This is a genomic window from Mesorhizobium sp. L2C066B000, assembly GCF_000502335.1.
In the GTDB taxonomy this organism is placed as follows: domain Bacteria; phylum Pseudomonadota; class Alphaproteobacteria; order Rhizobiales; family Rhizobiaceae; genus Mesorhizobium.
On sequence record NZ_AYWZ01000031.1, the window covers coordinates 1 to 16,816 of the forward strand.

Annotated in this window: 15 protein-coding genes and 2 pseudogenes; 6 read left to right on the plus strand and 11 right to left on the minus strand. The window is 61.7% G+C overall.

The features are described 5' to 3' along the window. The 11 genes and pseudogenes from X733_RS0136230 to X733_RS137095 form a co-directional block, all read right to left on the minus strand. Positions 1-447, minus strand: a pseudogene (locus X733_RS0136230) (TCP-1/cpn60 chaperonin family protein); the annotation flags it as partial. Between the two features lie 39 nt (positions 448-486). After that, positions 487-600 (minus strand): annotated as a pseudogene (locus X733_RS1000000171560) (hypothetical protein); the annotation flags it as partial. A gap of 381 nt (positions 601-981) precedes the next feature. Further along, the gene (locus tag X733_RS137135) at positions 982-1,965 is read right to left on the minus strand and encodes a beta-ketoacyl-ACP synthase III (RefSeq protein ID WP_023685574.1); all 984 of its coding nucleotides are present in this window, start codon (positions 1,963-1,965) and stop codon (positions 982-984) included. Then, positions 1,962-3,227, minus strand: coding sequence for an adenosylmethionine--8-amino-7-oxononanoate transaminase (locus X733_RS137130; RefSeq protein ID WP_023673641.1), 1,266 nt, complete (start codon positions 3,225-3,227; stop codon positions 1,962-1,964). The genes X733_RS137135 and X733_RS137130 overlap by 4 nt, the downstream gene beginning before the upstream one ends. Continuing rightward, positions 3,227-3,862 (minus strand): dethiobiotin synthase, encoded by a 636-nt coding sequence (bioD, locus tag X733_RS137125; protein ID WP_023673640.1) that lies wholly within the window; start codon positions 3,860-3,862, stop codon positions 3,227-3,229. Before bioD ends, X733_RS137130 begins: the two co-directional genes overlap by 1 nt. Next, entirely contained in the window at positions 3,859-5,010 is a 1,152-nt protein-coding gene (locus tag X733_RS137120) for an 8-amino-7-oxononanoate synthase (RefSeq protein WP_023673639.1), read from the minus strand. Before X733_RS137120 ends, bioD begins: the two co-directional genes overlap by 4 nt. Beyond that, positions 5,007-6,020 carry a biotin synthase BioB gene (bioB, locus tag X733_RS137115; RefSeq protein ID WP_031194288.1) on the minus strand — a complete coding sequence of 338 codons (1,014 nt, stop codon included), beginning with the start codon at positions 6,018-6,020 and terminating at the stop codon, positions 5,007-5,009. Before bioB ends, X733_RS137120 begins: the two co-directional genes overlap by 4 nt. Before the next feature lie 92 nt (positions 6,021-6,112). Further along, on the minus strand, positions 6,113-6,967 hold the full coding sequence (nadC, locus tag X733_RS137110) for a carboxylating nicotinate-nucleotide diphosphorylase (RefSeq protein WP_023673637.1): 855 nt from the start codon (positions 6,965-6,967) through the stop codon (positions 6,113-6,115). Then, positions 6,964-8,508: an L-aspartate oxidase gene (locus X733_RS137105; RefSeq protein ID WP_023820359.1), complete on the minus strand. Its 1,545-nt coding sequence runs from the start codon at positions 8,506-8,508 to the stop codon at positions 6,964-6,966. The genes nadC and X733_RS137105 overlap by 4 nt, the downstream gene beginning before the upstream one ends. Then, positions 8,505-9,479: a quinolinate synthase NadA gene (gene nadA, locus X733_RS137100; protein ID WP_023820360.1), complete on the minus strand. Its 975-nt coding sequence runs from the start codon at positions 9,477-9,479 to the stop codon at positions 8,505-8,507. The genes X733_RS137105 and nadA overlap by 4 nt, the downstream gene beginning before the upstream one ends. Before the next feature lie 67 nt (positions 9,480-9,546). After that, positions 9,547-10,515 (minus strand): membrane protein, encoded by a 969-nt coding sequence (locus tag X733_RS137095; protein WP_023820361.1) that lies wholly within the window; start codon positions 10,513-10,515, stop codon positions 9,547-9,549. A gap of 162 nt (positions 10,516-10,677) precedes the next feature. Between X733_RS137095 and panB the strand changes: the two genes are divergently transcribed. The 6 genes from panB (at position 10,678) to X733_RS137070 (ending at position 15,880) form a co-directional block, all read left to right on the plus strand. Beyond that, positions 10,678-11,538 carry a 3-methyl-2-oxobutanoate hydroxymethyltransferase gene (gene panB, locus X733_RS137090; protein ID WP_023707031.1) on the plus strand — a complete coding sequence of 287 codons (861 nt, stop codon included), beginning with the start codon at positions 10,678-10,680 and terminating at the stop codon, positions 11,536-11,538. After that, on the plus strand, positions 11,535-12,398 hold the full coding sequence (gene panC, locus X733_RS137085; protein ID WP_023740408.1) for a pantoate--beta-alanine ligase: 864 nt from the start codon (positions 11,535-11,537) through the stop codon (positions 12,396-12,398). The genes panB and panC overlap by 4 nt, the downstream gene beginning before the upstream one ends. A gap of 539 nt (positions 12,399-12,937) precedes the next feature. After that, on the plus strand, positions 12,938-13,144 hold the full coding sequence (locus X733_RS1000000171365; protein WP_245265633.1) for a helix-turn-helix transcriptional regulator: 207 nt from the start codon (positions 12,938-12,940) through the stop codon (positions 13,142-13,144). A 92-nt stretch (positions 13,145-13,236) separates the two neighbouring features. Further along, positions 13,237-13,869 carry an acyl-homoserine-lactone synthase gene (locus tag X733_RS137080; RefSeq protein ID WP_023707030.1) on the plus strand — a complete coding sequence of 211 codons (633 nt, stop codon included), beginning with the start codon at positions 13,237-13,239 and terminating at the stop codon, positions 13,867-13,869. Between the two features lie 455 nt (positions 13,870-14,324). Continuing rightward, a complete protein-coding gene (locus X733_RS137075; protein WP_023673629.1) occupies positions 14,325-14,735 on the plus strand; it encodes a DUF2285 domain-containing protein in 411 nt (136 codons plus the stop codon). Between the two features lie 170 nt (positions 14,736-14,905). Further along, on the plus strand, positions 14,906-15,880 hold the full coding sequence (locus tag X733_RS137070) for a hypothetical protein (RefSeq protein WP_023707029.1): 975 nt from the start codon (positions 14,906-14,908) through the stop codon (positions 15,878-15,880). Positions 15,881-16,816 lie beyond the last annotated feature (936 nt).

Genomic DNA, 16,816 nt, shown 5'->3' on the forward strand with positions numbered 1-16,816 from the left:
GGTCTCGGCGGTCTTGGCTTCTTCAACCGTGATGACGCCTTCATTGCCGACCTTCTGCATCGCTTCGGCGATCATCTTGCCGACCGACTCGTCGCCATTGCCGGCGATCGTGCCGACCTGGGCAACTTCCTCGGAGGTCTTGATCTTCTTGGCAGCGTTGCCGAGAGCCGCGACCACTTCGGTCACGGCCAGGTCGATGCCGCGCTTCAGGTCCATCGGGTTCATGCCGGCGGCAACCGCCTTGTTACCTTCCTGGACGATCGACTGCGCCAGAACGGTCGCGGTCGTGGTGCCATCACCGGCGATGTCGTTGGTCTTCGAAGCAACTTCGCGGATCATCTGCGCGCCCATGTTTTCGAACTTGTCGGAAAGTTCGATTTCCTTGGCGACGGTGACGCCGTCCTTGGTGATGCGCGGTGCGCCGAACGACTTGTCGATGACGACGTTNGCCGTATCCGGGATGATGATCCCGCCGGCGGTCTTGGATTCGGATTCGACCCGGCGTACGACCACGCGGTCATGCAGCGGCCGGAAATTCGACTTTGCCATTTTTGGATTTCCTTGGTGCGGATGTTGAACGGTGCTCCGTTGCCGGAGCATGCCTAGCACTCAGCCGAAGCGAGTGCTAACGCGGCAATGAGATAAGCCGCAGGCTCCTGCTAGTCAAGACGGAAGAGCAAAGAGCAAAGAGAAAAGAGAAGACAGCAAAGAGCAGGCAGCAAAGAGCGTGTAAGCATCGAGCCTTTTATGTGAACAATGTCGGGTATCCGACATATATGGGGCGGCTCACCCTTTGTAATTGAGCTTTATTCAGATGGTACGATTGGTGCAACGGGTGTTGCATTTGAACTCATCCAGAGGCTCGCACGGGTCGTGCTGCGTCAGCTTGGTCATGTCGAGCTTCAGAAGGCCATTTTTTGGCATTGGTTCTGTTGCTCCTATTGCCGATCATGACCAATCCTGCGCGCGTGAGCCGGCCGGCTAGATTCCAACCACGAGAGCGCCGCCGCTGAGACCCGCACCCGCCGCCGCCAGAAGGATTTTCTCTCCTGGCTGGAATGGCTTCATCTGGTTGGCGAGCGAGAGCGACAGCGGGACCGTCGCGGCCGAAGAGTTGCCGTATTCGGCAATCGTCTTGACAATTGCTTGGTCCGCAATGCCGAGGTTTCTTCCGACCGCGCCGAAAATCCGAGTATTGGCCTGATGCGGCACAAACCGGCCGACATTGTGTGGCCGCACTCCCGCAGTGGCTAGCGCGGCTGTCGAGCAATCGGTCATCATCTCGACGGCCTTTGCGAACACTTCGGGCCCGTCGGTCATCGTCATCCGGGTCTGCCCGAGGTCGAGGTCGCCATGGAACGGCGTGTTGCTTCCTCCTGCGGGAATCTGGATCAGCCCGTAGCGCGAGCCGTCCGAAGCCACCGAGGCACCGAGAATGCCCCGATCAGCATCATCGCACTGACCGATCACCAGGGCGCCGGCGGCATCGGCGAACAAGACTGAGCTCGCGCGCTCGGCTGGATTGATGCGGCGGCTGAGGATGTTGGCGGCGATGACCAGCGCTGGTTTGCCATGCAGGCGGGTGAACCCGTCCGCAAACATGAGCGCATAGATGAAGCCGGCGCAGGCGCCGGTCAGATCGACCGCGCCTGCGCGGCCAAGGCCAAGCTTGTGTGCGACCAGCGGCGCGCTTGGCGGCAGAAGATGGTCGGGCGTCGAGGTGGCAAGCAACAGCAGACCGATGTCGTGGCGCGCAATACCGGCGTTCACCAGCGCCATGTCGCCAGCCCGGGTGGCAAGACCCGACAGCGTGTCTTCGTCCGTTGCCCAGAAGCGCGAACGGATTCCGGTACGCCTTTCGATCCAGCCCGGCTCGAGGCCGAGATTGCTCTCGATCTCGGCATTGGCCACCTTGCGCCCAGGCACGTGATGGCCAAGTCCGAGAATGCGCGACGACTTGCTCATGGCCTTGACCCGAAGCGTTCCCCGGCCTCCTCGATGGCGTCATAGAGTCGTTCGAGCTCGTCGCCTGCGATGCAATAGGGTGGCAGAAGGTAGAGGACATTGCCGAGCGGGCGCACAAGTAGGCCGCGCTCGAGGAAGAAAGCGCGCAGCTTCGGACCAATCTCGGCGAGATAACCTGCTGAACCGGTTCGCAGGTCGAGCGCCGCGATCGTTCCCGTGGCTCGACAGTCGGCAAAATATGGATTGTCCCGAAAGCGTTGCAGCCCGACGGCCTGCATCACGCTCAAGGCCGTGATCCGCCCGGCCACTGGCTCGTCGCGCCAGATCTCGACATTGGCGAGTGCTGCCGCACAGGCAATCGGATTGGCGGTGTAGGAGCTCGAATGGAAAAACGTCTTCTTCCGGTCCTCGGAATAGTGCGCCCGGAAGATGGCATCGGTGACAAGCGTTACGGCCAGCGGGATGGTGCCGCCGGTCAAGCCTTTGGAGGTGCACAGGATATCTGGAGAAATCGATGCCTGCTCGCAGGCGAACATGGTTCCGGTGCGTCCCCAGCCGGTCATCACCTCGTCGGCGATCAGCAGCGAGCCGGAGGCCTCAGTGATCTTCTTCAATTCGGCCAGAACCGATGCTGGATACATCAGCATGCCGCCGGCGCCCAGCACCAGCGGCTCGACGATCAAGGCTGCGGCTCGTCGATCGCGGGTCACAGCCTCGAAACGATCCAGCGTCTCCTGCTCGTGCCCCGCGGCCGGAAAGGGGATGATGTCGACCTCGAACAGCAAGGGTTCATAGGCGGCGTTGAACACGCCACGCGCACCGACGCTCATCGTTCCAATCGTGTCACCATGATAGCTGTGCTCCATGACGACGATGCGCGAGCGCGGCGCGCCGATGTTGCGGAAATAACCGAGCGCCATCTTCAGCGCGACTTCGACTGAGGTCGAGCCACTGTCGGAATAGAACACCCAGTCGAGTCCAGCGGGAGCGAGGCCGACAAGCGCCTTGGCCAAGCGCTCTGCCGGCTCGTGCGTGAAGCCCGCAAAGATAATCTGGTCGAGGCTCGACGCGGTTGTCTCGATTGCCTTCATGATGCGGGGATGGCGGTGGCCATGTGTGACGACCCACCAGGAGGAGATGGCGTCCAGGATGCGGGCGCCGTCGGCCCTGTGGAGATAGGCGCCCTCAGTCAGGACGATTTCTGGGATCGCAGGCTCGAGTGCGTGCTGGGTGAAGGGATGCCACACATGAGACTGCGACATCAGTCACCTCCAGTAATCGAGGCGAAGGCGAAGCCGGCAACCATTGCGTCCCTCAGTGTTTTCCCCGTCAGCACATCGAGGTGCGGCAGCCTGCCGAGCTGCGGGGCACCGCTGAATTCCACGATGGTCCGTTGCGTATCGGCCATCTCATCGCCGATGAAAGCGATGCCCGCCAACGGGATGGAGCGGGCGCGGAGCGCCTCGACCGATAGCAAGGTGTGGTTGATGGTGCCGAGTGTGGTGCGGGCGCACAGAATAACGGGCAGCCGCCATTCAGCGAAGATGTCGATTAACCTTGTGCGCCGGTTGAGCGGCACCATTAGGCCGCCGGAGCCTTCGATGACGAGCGGCGTCGGTAGGACGGGAAAAGCAAGATCGGCAGCCTTGATCGCCACGCCGTCGATCTCGGCCGAACGATGCGGCGACAGCGGGCTCCGCAAGCGGTAGGCTTCCGGCAGCACGCGCTCTGAGGGCAAGCCGGCAAGCCGCGCGACAACCTCGCTGTCGGTCTCGCCGTCGAGGCCCGATTGCACCGGTTTCCAGTAAAAGCCGTCCAGCAAACCGGCGAGCCCAGCCGCAAACACGGTCTTGCCAACTCCGGTATCCGTTCCGGTGATGACGATGCGTTGGGTCATATCGCCTCCGGTGATGTTTCGGCCAACACCTCGACCAGCGCCTCGACCATGGCGGAAATGTCGGCTTCGCCAATATTGAGCGTCAGTGAGATGCGCAGCCGCGACGTGCCCTCGGGCACGGTCGGAGGACGAACGCCGCGTATGTCGAAGCCGCGGGCCTGCAGGCGCGCCGCCACTGCCATGGTGCGCCTGACATCGCCGATTACTAAGGGCTGGATCTGAGAGCCACTTGGTGTCACACCCCAGCGATTGACCAACCGGCCGGCGCTGGCGACGCGTTCATGCAGCTGAACACGCCGCATAGGCTCGTCGGCGAGCATTGCGAGTGCCTCGCGCGCCACGACCGCCATCAGTGGCGATGGCGCGGTTGCGTAGATGAATGGCCGGCAACGGTTGATCAGATATTCGCACAGTGCCCTCGGCCCGGTGACGAGCCCACCAGATGCGCCGAGCGCCTTGCCGCAGGTGTGGAGCGCTATGATGTTGTCGCGGCCCTCGAAAGCGGCGGCAAGCCCCCGGCCATCCGGTCCCCAGACGCCGGTGGCATGCGCCTCATCAATGACGATGAATGCGCCGTGCCGATCGGCAAGTGCGACCAGGCTCTCCAAAGGCGCGCAGTCGCCATCCATGCTGTAAAGGCTTTCCACCGCGATCCAGACGCATCCCATGCCGCCTGCGACGCGCCAACGTGTAATCGCATCCTCGACAGCGGTGGCGTCGTTGTGCGCGGCCAGCACGAACTGTGCGCGCCCGGCCTGCGCACCCTCATGCATGCTGGCATGGGCGAGCTCATCGACAACCAAAAGATCGCCCTTCTGCGGCAGGGCGCTCAGCAGAGCGAAGTTGGCGATGTAGCCGCTGCCGAAGAACAGCGCGCGGTCGGCTCCAAAGAATGCCGCCGCGTCTGCCTCGAGCTGCTCGTGTTCCGGTGCATTGCCGCGCAACAGCCGCGACCCGGTGGCGCCAACCGGCGTGCCCCGCGCAATCGCCGCCACAACCGCATCGCCAAGTCTTCTGGACGCGGCCAGCCCGAGATAGTCGTTCGACGAGAAGTCCAGCCCGGCGCGGGGCGAAAGCGTCCGCAGCCGGTCCTTGCGCGCTAGCCCCTGCAAGGTCGCATCATAACGGGCAAGCGGCGCCCCGTTCATTGCGCCTCAAGTTCCATCGGATCGATGCCAAGGCGCCGGAACAGCAGGGTATCCTTGTCCTCACCGGGATTGTCCGCCGTCAGCAGCGTGTCGCCGAAGAAGATCGAGTTGGCGCCGGCAAAAAAGCACAGCGCCTGCATCTCGTCAGTCATCGCGGTGCGGCCGGCGGACAGACGGACATGCGATTTCGGCATCATGATGCGCGCCAGCGCGATCACGCGCACGAATTCGATCGGCTCAATGGGCTTGGCGTCTGCAAGCGGCGTACCGGCGATCGGGATCAGCATGTTGATCGGAACGCTCTGCGGATGTTCCGGCAGATTGGCCAGCGTCACCAGCATGTCGATCCGGTCCACCGGCTCCTCGCCCATGCCGACAATGCCTCCACAGCAGACCTTGATGCCGGATTTGCGAACGTGGTCAAGCGTCTCGAGCCGCTCGGCAAAGCTCCGCGTACCGATGATCTCGCTATAGTAGCGTTCTGACGTATCGATGTTGTGGTTGTAGTAGTCGAGGCCCGCCTGCTTCAGTCGAGCGGCTTGCTCAAGATCGAGCATGCCGAGTGTCATGCAGGTCTCCAGGCCCAGCGCCTTGACGCCTTCGACCATCGCCACCACCGCATCCATGTCGCGCGCCTTGGGGTTTCGCCAGGCCGCGCCCATGCAATAACGGGTGGCGCCGGCATCACGCGCCTTGGTCGCTTCGGCGATGACGCGCCTGACATCCATCAGCTTGGACGCCTCCAACCCGGTTTCGTGACGCGCCGACTGGCTGCAATAGCCACAATCCTCCGGGCATCCTCCGGTCTTGATGCTGAGCAGCCGGCTGAGCTGGACCTTGTTTGGATCGAAATTCTGGCGGTGCACCGTTTGCGCCAGGAAGAGGAGATTGTTGAAGGGGGCATGGTAAAGTGCCTGAGCCTTCTCCAAGGTCCACGCTCCAGGGTCAGGGGGGTCAAGAGATTTGGCCTGTGGCGGTGTGTGCGTTGAACTTGCCGTTTGCATCTCCATGCTGTTCCTCCGGTCTGTCTTGCGGGTCTTTGCTATCTGACTATGATGATCGGAAAGGACAGTTTACCCAATCCTGTTCGTTACTCAGACAATCATGAGCCCCGATGGTCGAGGCCGATATCCAGGATCGGCGCGCTGTGGATGAGTCGGCCGACCGAAATCAGATCAACGCCGGTCGCGGCAACCGCTCGCGCTGTATGCGACGTGATCCCGCCAGAAGCCTCGGTGATAGCGCGGCCACCGACCATTGCGACGGCGCGGCGAAGATCGGGGAGGGACATGTTGTCGAGCAGAACCGCATCGGGAGCGAAGCCAAGTACCTCCTCCAACTGGGCCAGAGTATCGACCTCGACTTCGATCTTGACGAGATGACCGGCCGCTCTTCGTGCTCGCTCGAGCGCTGGCCGGACGCCGCCTGCGATGGCGATGTGGTTGTCCTTGATCAAAATTGCATCGTCCAGGCCGAAGCGGTGATTGGACCCGCCACCTGCGCGCACGGCATACTTTTCGACTGCCCGCAATCCGGGCGTCGTCTTGCGGGTGCAGACGATCTTCGCGCCATATCCACGAACCGCAGCGACCATCGATGCCGTTGCTGTGGCGATGCCGCTCAGATGGCATAAAAAATTGAGTGCCGTCCTTTCGGCTGTGAGAATGGCCCGGGCCGGGCCAACCACTGATGCAATGACCTCTCCATCCACGACATTGCAGCCGTCTGCCCGCTCCACGGAGATTTCGACACCAGGATCAATCAAGCCGAAAGCGAGCATCGCCAGATCGATGCCGGCGACAACTCCGGACTGTCGCGCCACCAACACGGTTCCCGCTTGGCATTCCTTCGGGACGATGGCGTCCGTGGTCAAGTCGCCGGCTCTGCCAAGGTCTTCAAGAAGAGATGCCCGTACAAGCGGCTCAAGCAGGACCGTGGGGAGCGGTGAGAGCATCATCCCTTTGCACCTTCGGAGCTTGGCGAGTGTCCGAGTTCCCGCGCAGCCGCCAAGGCGGCTTCGAGCGTGATTTCGGACCGTCGGGCGGCAGTCGCATGATGAGGAAAATCTGTCCGGTAATGAGCGCCGCGGCTTTCTTCGCGCAACAAGGCGGCAACAGCAATCATTAGCCCGACAGCCGCCGGATCCGAGACCGCATCCTTGCTTTCGGCGAGCGGCAATAAGGCACGCGCGGCTGCTTTCAACGCTTGACCATCCCGGACGATGCCGAGTGCGCGCGACAGAAAAACGCGCACGGCTATCGGAGCGGGCGGTGGGTAAACGTTCGCAAACGCAGGCCTTGTTCTGCGCGCAGGCGTTCCGGCGACGCTTTCAGCGACCCAGCGGGCGCACACGATTGCCTCCGTCAAGGAATTGCTGGCGAGCCTGTTGGCGCCATGCAGTCCTGTCGAAGCGACTTCGCCGCAGGCCCACAGCCCCTTGACGGAGGTCCTGCCCGAGCTGTCCACGGCAACGCCACCCATGTGGTAGTGTTGGGCCGGACGAATGGGGATGAGATCGCGCGCGGGATTGATGCCCGCTCCAAGGCAGGCTGATGCGATTGTCGGGAAATGTCGAGCGAATGCCGGGCCTGGCCGTTGTCGGGCATCGAGAAAAACATGGTGGCCGTCCGCAAGATGGTTCCACACGGCGCGGGCCAAGACATCGCGAGGCGCAAGTTCCGCCCCGGGCACGCTCTGGAGAAAAGCCTGGCCGGTTTCATCGATCAGGGCAGCACCTTCGCCTCGCACAGCCTCGCTGACCAGCGCCATAGGGCGTTCTGGGCCGTCAAGCGCGGTCGGGTGGAACTGAATGAATTCGAGGTCGGCTAGGACAGCTCCAGCGCGGGCTGCAAGCGCAAGGCCTTGTCCGCAACTGCCCCAAGGGTTCGTGGTGTCGAGAAACAGTCCCCCGATGCCACCGGTGGCGAGAACCACCCGCCGTGAGCCGAAGAAGAAAGGTGCGATCGAACAGCTCGCCCAGACGCCTCGGATCGCATTCTCTCGCACTGCGAGCCGGCGCGCTTCCACGCCCTCCACGACAACTATCGACGGAGTGGAACGCACAGCCGCGATCAGCGCACGCATGATCTCACGCCCGGTGCCGTCCCCATGCGCATGAACGATGCGACGTCGGCTGTGTGCGGCCTCCAATCCGAGGCACAGTGATCCTTCCGGCGTGCGGTCAAAGCGAACCCCAAAGCCCGCAAGCCCCTCTATGGCCTTGGGCGCGGCTTGGAGGATGCGGCTCGCCACGTCTCTGTCGCAGAGACCATCCCCGGCGGCAACCGTATCGGCCAGGTGCATTGCCGGATCGTCGTCTTCGCCGAAACTTGCAGCCAGGCCCCCCTGGGCCCAGTTGCTCGAGTTGTCAGCTCCCAGCAGCGACCTTGACAGAAGAAGCACCGGCTCCGGCGACAGTTGAAGCGCGGTCATCAGTCCGGCGATGCCGCCGCCGATGATGATGGGCCGCCCGAAGAAGCTGCGGAGGTCGGCGCTCAAACTGCCAACATCCGTTCGACCGCTAGCCGCGCGCGCCCGGCGATCCCGGTTTCGACGGTTACGACATGGTGGTTCTGCTCGAGCGCGGTGCGGATGTTGGCAAGCGTGATCCGCTTCATGTGCGGGCACAAATTGCAGGGCCGGATGAACTCGACCTCTGGGTGCGCTAACGCGACGTTGTCGCTCATTGAGCATTCCGTCATCAGCACGACACGTGGCGGCCTTTGCCTTTCGACATAGTCGGACATGGCAGCCGTCGAGCCGGAAAAATCGGCTTCAGCCACGACGTCGGGCGGGCATTCGGGATGGGCGAGCACGACCACGCCGGGATGGCTTTCGCGCAACTCGCGGATGTCGGCCGGTGAAAAGCGCTCATGCACCTCACAACGCCCTTTCCAGGCGATGATCTGCACATCTGTCTGGGCGGCGATATTCTGGGCCAGATATTCGTCCGGCAACATGATCACCCGGGGAACCCCAAGGGATTCGACGACCGCCTTGGCGTTGCCGGATGTACAGCAGATATCCGACTCGGCCTTCACTCCGGCGGACGTATTTACATAAGTGATGATCGGAACGCCGGGATAACGCTGGCGCATCAAGCGCACGTCTTCTGCCGTGATTGAGTCAGCCAACGAGCAACCGGCGCTGAGATCCGGAATGAGCACGGTCTTGCCCGGATTAAGGAGCTTGGCCGTTTCGGCCATGAAATGGACGCCGGCCAGCACGATGACTTGCGCCTCGACCGTCGCAGCCGTGCGGGCTAGTGCCAAGCTGTCGCCGACGATGTCGGCCACGCAGTGGAAGATCTCGGGCGTCTGATAATTGTGCGCCAGGATGATCGCGTTGCGCTCGCGCTTCAGCGCAAGGATCGCCTCGATATCCTCGGCGAAAGCCGGCCATTCAATCGGCGGGATCACTCGTCGGACGCGCTCGTAGAGCAACGCGGCCGTAGGCAGCATGGCGCCCATCGACCCCCTCCCGCTTATACTCTAACTGAAAATAACCAGCATATACTTGCTGTGAGTATAAGGGATGTCAACCCCGCGCCAGCGGCAATTTTGTCCCGGCGATGAGCCTATCGTCGAGAACGGCGTGGCGGAAACGGAAAAGCTTCGCTGGCCGGCCGCCGGTCTCAGTGGTGGCCTCTCCGGTCTCCTCGACCAGCTCCTGCTGTTCGATCAGTCGGCGAAAGTTCGGCTTGTGGATGAGCCTGCCGGCGAGCGCCTCCACGGTTCGCTGCAGCTGCAAAAGCGTGAAGACCGGCGGCATCAGCTCAAAGACGACTGGGCGGTATTTGATCTTGGAGCGCAGCCGCGCAATGCCGGTCGCCACGATGCGGCGATGATCGGCGACCATGGACTTGCTGGGCACCAGCGGCGGGGGTCCTGCGTCCCGCCCTCTTACGGCCTCTTGGACCAGGCCTGCTTCGTAGACTAACTCATAGCGTTGAAGCGTGAGTTCCTCGTTCCAAAGGCGGTCGTCGAAGCCAAAGGCTATCGTCGCCCGCTGCCAGCGTTCACGTCGCGTGGCCGAATCGCCAACCCCGTTTGCCCATTCGATCAGGCGCGGCCGCAGAACGTCCAGCACGACCGCAGGCGTGCCGGAGCGGTGGTCCTCCCATGGAAAATATTCATACCAACTCTGCCATCCGCACTTGGGCGAGCCCGCTGCCTGTTCCTTGCGCGTCAATGCCAGATAGCTGATGGAGATGACGCGCTGCTGGCGCTCGGCGCCGATGCGATCCCGATCCGCGAACGTGTAGAGTTGCTCAATGTACCCCAGCCGATGGCCGGTTTGCTGCTCGACCCACCCCCTCAAGCCGGATTGCAGCGATCGGTGCTCAAGCGCAAAGGGACCGGAGGGCAAGGTGTCCGCCTGGCCGATGGTGAGGACACACGGTTGACTGCCGTTTACGGCGACCACAAAGGCGATCAAGTCCACTTTGACGTTGTCGGCCTTGTCGGCGGCTCTGTCTTTCCTGAGTCCTATTGCCTGATCGTCCATTATTTGGCCAACTCGGGGGCACCTTAATCGATTTAGTGTAAGCGTGCCAATTGGCACGTCAACACCCCGCAGCTGCATGGCCATTTTTTTGCTCTTCGCACCTGCACAAAAATGTGCCAAAGGCGACAGCCGCAGCTGGTAACGTAGGGGAAGGAGGGTCCCATGAGCGCTTATGGTGACACCAGGGCGATCACACCGCCGGATATTCGTTCGCGCAAAGGTGGGACGCCGCTCGTCTGCCTTACCGCCTACACCACCCCAGTCGCCCGGCTTGTCGATCCCCATTGTGATGTGGTGCTCGTCGGCGACAGCGTCGGCATGGTTCTCCACGGCCTGCCCTCGACGCTCGGTGTCACGCTGGAGATGATGATCACGCACGGCCAGGCGGTGCGCCGTGGCATCAAGCAGGCGCTGATGGTGGTCGACCTGCCGTTCGGTTCCTACGAGGAAAGCCCAGAGCAGGCTTTCCGCAATGCCGCGCGCGTCATGGCCGAGACCGGCTGCACGGCCGTCAAGCTCGAAGGCGGCGAAGCGATGGCAGAGACGATCGGCTTCCTCGCCGCACGCGGCGTGCCCGTCATGGCCCATGTCGGATTGACGCCGCAGGCCATCAACACCATCGGTGGCTACCGCGTACAGGGCAGGGGCGGGGATGCCGAGCGCATCAGGCGCGACGCAATTGCGGTGGGCGAAGCGGGCGCCTTTGCGGTCGTTCTGGAGAAGGTTCCTGAGGCGCTCGCCCGCCGGATCACCAAGGAGGTGGCGACCCCGACCATTGGCATCGGTGCCTCGGCAGCCTGTGACGGCCAGATTCTCGTCGTCGACGACATGCTGGGCCTCTTCGGCGACTTCCGGCCCAAGTTCGTCAAGCGCTATGCTGAACTCCGGGAGGCGGCTGCGGCTGCGATCGCTTCCTATGCGCGCGAGGTGAAGGAGCGCCAGTTTCCCGCCGCAGAGCACGTGTTTGCCGATGCGCCCAAGCCCGCCGACACGGACGCCACCAAGAGCGGAGAAGCAGCGTGAGCGTGCCGATCGTCAGGAGCGTTGACCAGCTTCGCGAAAGCGTCGCCGCATGGCGCTGCGAAGGTGTGAGGATAGCCCTGGTGCCAACGATGGGCGTCCTGCATGAGGGCCATCTCAGCCTGGTGCGCGCTGCACTCGAGAAGGCAGACCGTGTGATAGTGACGCTCTTCGTCAACCCGAAGCAATTCAACAGCCAGGCCGATCTTGCCGCGTATCCCCGCACCGAGGACGAGGATGCCGCCAAACTGGCACCGGTTGGCGCGCACCTGCTTTATGCGCCAGATGCAGAGGAGATGTATCCGGCGGGCTTCGCCACCACCGTTTCGGTTTGCGGTGTCAGCGAAGGCCTGTGCGGTACATTCCGGCCGGGGCATTTCGACGGCGTGGCGACCGTCGTCGCCAAGCTCTTCCTGCAGACCAGCGCTGACTTCGGCTTCTTTGGCGAAAAGGACTTTCAGCAAATTCACCTGGTCAGGCGCATGGCCCGGGATCTGGATATTCCAATCACCATTGTTGCCTGTCCGACAGTCCGTGAAGCCGACGGTCTTGCGCTATCATCGCGCAATGTGCGGCTCTCGCCAGCGGAACGCGCTGTTGCTCCCAAGCTATCATCGGTCCTGCTCAAGACGGCTGAGCGGCTTGAGCGCGGCTCACCCATCCTGCCAACGCTTGCAGAATCTCGCGCAGCAATTCTGGCTGCAGGCTATCGCGAGGTCGAATACCTGGAACTTCGCGATGAGGCAGATCTGCACCCGATAACAAGCCTCGATCGACCGGCACGGTTGCTTGCCGCCGCCTGGCTCGGCGGCACACGGCTCATAGACAACGTCAGACTATTTCGGATTGGTTCAACAGATTAGCCACGTTCTCGGCACGCGCCGTATTCGTCCGGGATCATCTAAAACAAGGTCTCTGCCTGGCATTGAGCGTTACGGAGGTTACGCACAGGACACATGCATCGCGTGTTTGAGAACTTCGTCGAGCAACTGTCTGCAAGCGTTGATGCTGCCGATCTCTGTGAGGCAATGGCCTCCGCTGCAGCCGGCTTCGACTTCCCGCTATTCGCCTATTTCACCTACCCGTCAGCCTCCGGCGACGCCCCCCAATTGATTTCAAACTATCCTTCATCCTGGACGTCACGTTATCTGCAACAGCGGTACCACAGTCTCGATCCGGTCATCCTGCGCGGGNGTTCAGACGTGTGCTCTTCCGATCTATCTGCGGCGGCCTGACGATGTCCATGCATGATCATCTCGGCCGGTTTGCTGCCCTGACCTTTGCTTCCGACGAGTCCCGTCCGCCTCTGTTGCGGTCACTGGCACGTTACGAAAAAGCATTGCAGCTGGTGGCCATCAACTTTCATATCCATGTCCGGCGAAGGCTCGCCGATCATCGCGTGGTGGATGGTGTAACGCTCACCCCGCGGGAGTTCGAGTGCCTGAAATGGGCGGCGCGCGGCAAGTCGGCTTGGGATACTAGCCAGCTTCTCGGCGTCTCAAAGCGCACCGTGACCTTTCATCTGGAAAACGCCAAGGCAAAGTTTGGCGTTCGAACGATCAACCAAGCCGTTGCACGAATGGCTGCCTCCGGCCTGACGAGATCCTGATTCTCAGCCACGATACCTGTAAACCTCTACAGGCTGCATCGCTGTCAGCTTTGCCCTTCGATGGCGGGAACACATCCCACATGGAGGCGACCATGATGCAACTGATAGCACCAGACTTTTACAGTGATTTTGCAGGCGAGCTCAAAGAGATGCACGGGCTCAGGTTTCGGGTGTTCAAGGAAAGGCTCGATTGGGAAGTTGATACCGAAGACCAGATGGAATCCGATCCGTTTGATGCTCTCAAGCCTGTCTATCTGCTCCTCAAAGGATCCGACTGGCGAATTCGCGGTTGCGTGCGTCTTTTGCCCAGCACCGGACCCACAATGTTGCGCGACACCTTCCCGGTGCTGCTGGGTGCTGACGTCGTGCCCTCGACCACCGACATATGGGAGAGCAGTCGTTTCGCGCTCGATCTTCCTCCGTCGGCGCCCAAGGCAGCGGGCGGGCTGGCTCAGGCGACCTACGAGCTCTTCGCGGGCATGATCGAGTTCGGCTTGGCCAAGGATCTGACCCGGATCGTAACGGTGACGGACACGCGCATGGAGCGGATCCTCCGCCTTGCTACGTGGCCATTGTCGCGCATCGGAGAACCCAAGTGCGTCGGCAAAACGGAGGCGGTGGCTGGGTTTCTCGAGATTTCCCACGCGAGCCTTTTGCGCATCCGCAGCAGGGGACGTCTGAGCGGACCGGTACTGTGGCAACCGGTTCTAGGCCCGTCAGCATAGCGCCATTGTGGACACCTGTGCCATGAAGGATGCTGGTTTGTCCAAGGAAGCGACGGTCGGCCTTGTATGCTGGCCGGACTGGCGTCGCCAGGACGCTTATCACTACGCCAGACGATTGCCACGCACTGGCTGGGCCTGGGAGTTTCTTCGGCGCAATCCACAATTCCAGCGCGACCACGCCAAAATGGCACCGTCCGCCTGCTTCGTCGGAACCCAGGCCGATATGAAGATAATTGAGTTGACGACAGAATCAGCTTTCCTAAGACAATGGAGCCTCCTTTTTCGCGGACGCGCCACAGTCGGACGCTACATCGGCGAGGGTCTTTTGGGATCCGCGCGATTGCGCCTGTATTCTACGAGCGGCCGCGGAGCCGCTGGGGCTCGACCACGATTTTGAACCGCTTCACCTTTCTTCGCTCTCATGCTGCAAGGACATCCTGCTGACAGCTGCGGGCATGCAGCACGTGCTGCTGAGGGAGAACTGCCGGAGTCTGCAGATCGCCGTTTCCGGTGCGTCCGTCCTCCGCCCGTTGCGGCTATATGTCGACGCAATCCTTCAGCCGCAGCACCTCAAGTTCCATGTCGCTGCCCTTCAGTTCCTGAACGACATCAATGATTGCCGCCGCGTGTCAGCTGCTTGCTTTCCGCCGGAACACCGCGGAGCGCGTCTGCGTATTGTACTGCAGGCTTTGGATGGCTCGCTGGCGGGAGCATCTCATCAGGAGGTCGCCATTGCCTTGTTCGGGAGACGCCGTGTCGAAGAAGATTGGCGTCATCCAGGCGGCCATCTTCGCGATCAGGTACGTCGCGCCATCCAACGCGGCCGCTACCTGATGGGCGGCGGCTACAGACAGTTCCTGAGGTAATTGGAGTGGTTGCGATTGTCTTATACGAACGCGCAACCTCCATTTTCTCACTGCAATGGTGCGTTGCACAAAACGTGGCAAGCGCCTAGTTCTTCCGCGGCGAATCGGGTTTCGGCGAAACACCGGGACCCAACTTCGTCGATAAGTGCATTCATGACCTGAGGACCCCGATGACCGTTATGAACTCCGACAAAGCCGGCGCTGCAAGCCTTGAGACAATCGCGCGAAACGGCAGCATGCTGCGTCGCATAGCCGTACGCATTCCGACCTACCTGTCGGATATTCGCGAGAACCCGGCGTGGCTGCCCATGTTCATGTTGGCGCGCACCATGCCGGCACGGAGAATGCACTGGCGTGGTGCAAAGCCGGTCCGAAGGCCGCAAAGAGCCCAGGACACGATGTTTGCCGGTGTCAATTGCCACGACGTTGTCGACGCGCTGCGGATGGATGGGCTTTTTCCCGGCCTTGTCCTGCCTGCAATGGTGGCTGAAGATGTAGCCGCATTCGCCAGGTGCACACCTTGTTTCGGCAATTTCGATCGCCGACTCGAGTTCATGCCGGCGGAGCATGCGGAGGCTGAGGCGCGATTTGGCCGTCCGTTGCTCAGCGGCCATTATTTCGAGCGCATTCTGGGCTGTAAGTCGGCCGTTGCCATCCAAAACGATCCGCTGCTCATGGATATCGCGGCGCACTATCTCGGCGGCCAGGCGACGCTGATCACGACGCGCGTCTGGTGGAGCTTCCCGACCGGCCAGGCGTCGGACGCGGACAAGAACCTGGCTTCGCTCGGCAAATACCACTTCGACCTGGACGACTGGCGGATGCTGAAGTTCTTTTTCTATCTGGTGCCCGTCGACGAGGGGACCGGCCCGCATATCTATGTTCGCGGCAGCCATGATCGCCGCGCCCTCAAGCACCAATTTACGCTTGTCGTCGGCCATCCAGCGCAAGAGATTCTGGACGTCTACGGCAAGCAGAGTCCGGTCACGCTGACCGGCATGGCCGGTTTCGGTTTCGTCGAGGATCCGTTCGGGTTCCATATGGGTACCGTGCCGTCGCACAGGCCACGGCTGATGATGGAAGTTGGCTTCGGCGTTTCTCCTCCATCGCGCCGCCGCTTCCATGGCGAGCCTGTGATCCGCTGATTTCGAAAAGTCCCGAAACAGCCTTCCCGTTGTGAGGGAAAGATAAGGCTATGCCGCCAATCGATCTGTTCCGGGCCAAAAGCGGTTGTCTGCACATGCCCTGAACTTGGCTGGTGCAATGAGTCTCGCCATTGCTCCAGCCAGCGCATCAGTGCCTGTTTAATCGAGGTTAGATGGCAGTGCGCCCAAGAGATCCTCCTCGATATCGCCTGCCGCGCGAAGCCTCAGATGCTCTTCGAAACCTCCTTTACGGACCAAGTCGTCTCGGGTCTCCTTTGAGTGGCCGGAAGGTGGTGCACAGCCGTATCGTGCTTCGGGATCCTGAACGAAGGCGAGGGGCGGTTTGTTCCTCGCGCGGCGCATGCAGCGGTGCCGGCATGACAGCTTCGTCTTGGATCCCGATGCTCGGCAACGTCGGCGGTGAAGGCTCTGTCTAGGCGGCTTACGTGACTCCAATGCAGGAGATCGACCATCTCCTGTCGAGCACATTCGTTGGCGATCACCGTCGCGGCGCTACGGACGCCGCGGCGCCTGCGATCAATGCAGTTTGCCGACTAGCCGAGCGTATTCGGCTTCAGCCCTGCCATATGACCCATCTGCCAGCGCAATTAGACGCGCGCGATCAAGAATGACTACCTCTCCTCGCATTGAGCGTATCAGACCTTGGCCCNATGTTCATCCGGGCATTGCTGAGCGCGGTGAAGCTTGCCTGGAGGTGAAAGTAGTGAACGTAGCGGAGCAGAAAAGTTCGCAAGGTTGGGCTTGTCAGAAGCGCCTTGGTGAAGAGGCCCGCGTCGATAACAAAGGCTCGGGCTTCTAATTGGACGTAACAATCGTGCGTTGACCGGTCATCGCCCATGATAAGCGCTGAGCCGGTCATGCCCTCACAACCAATGATTCCGATCTCAGCTTCGATACCAGGCCGCAGCTCGCCCA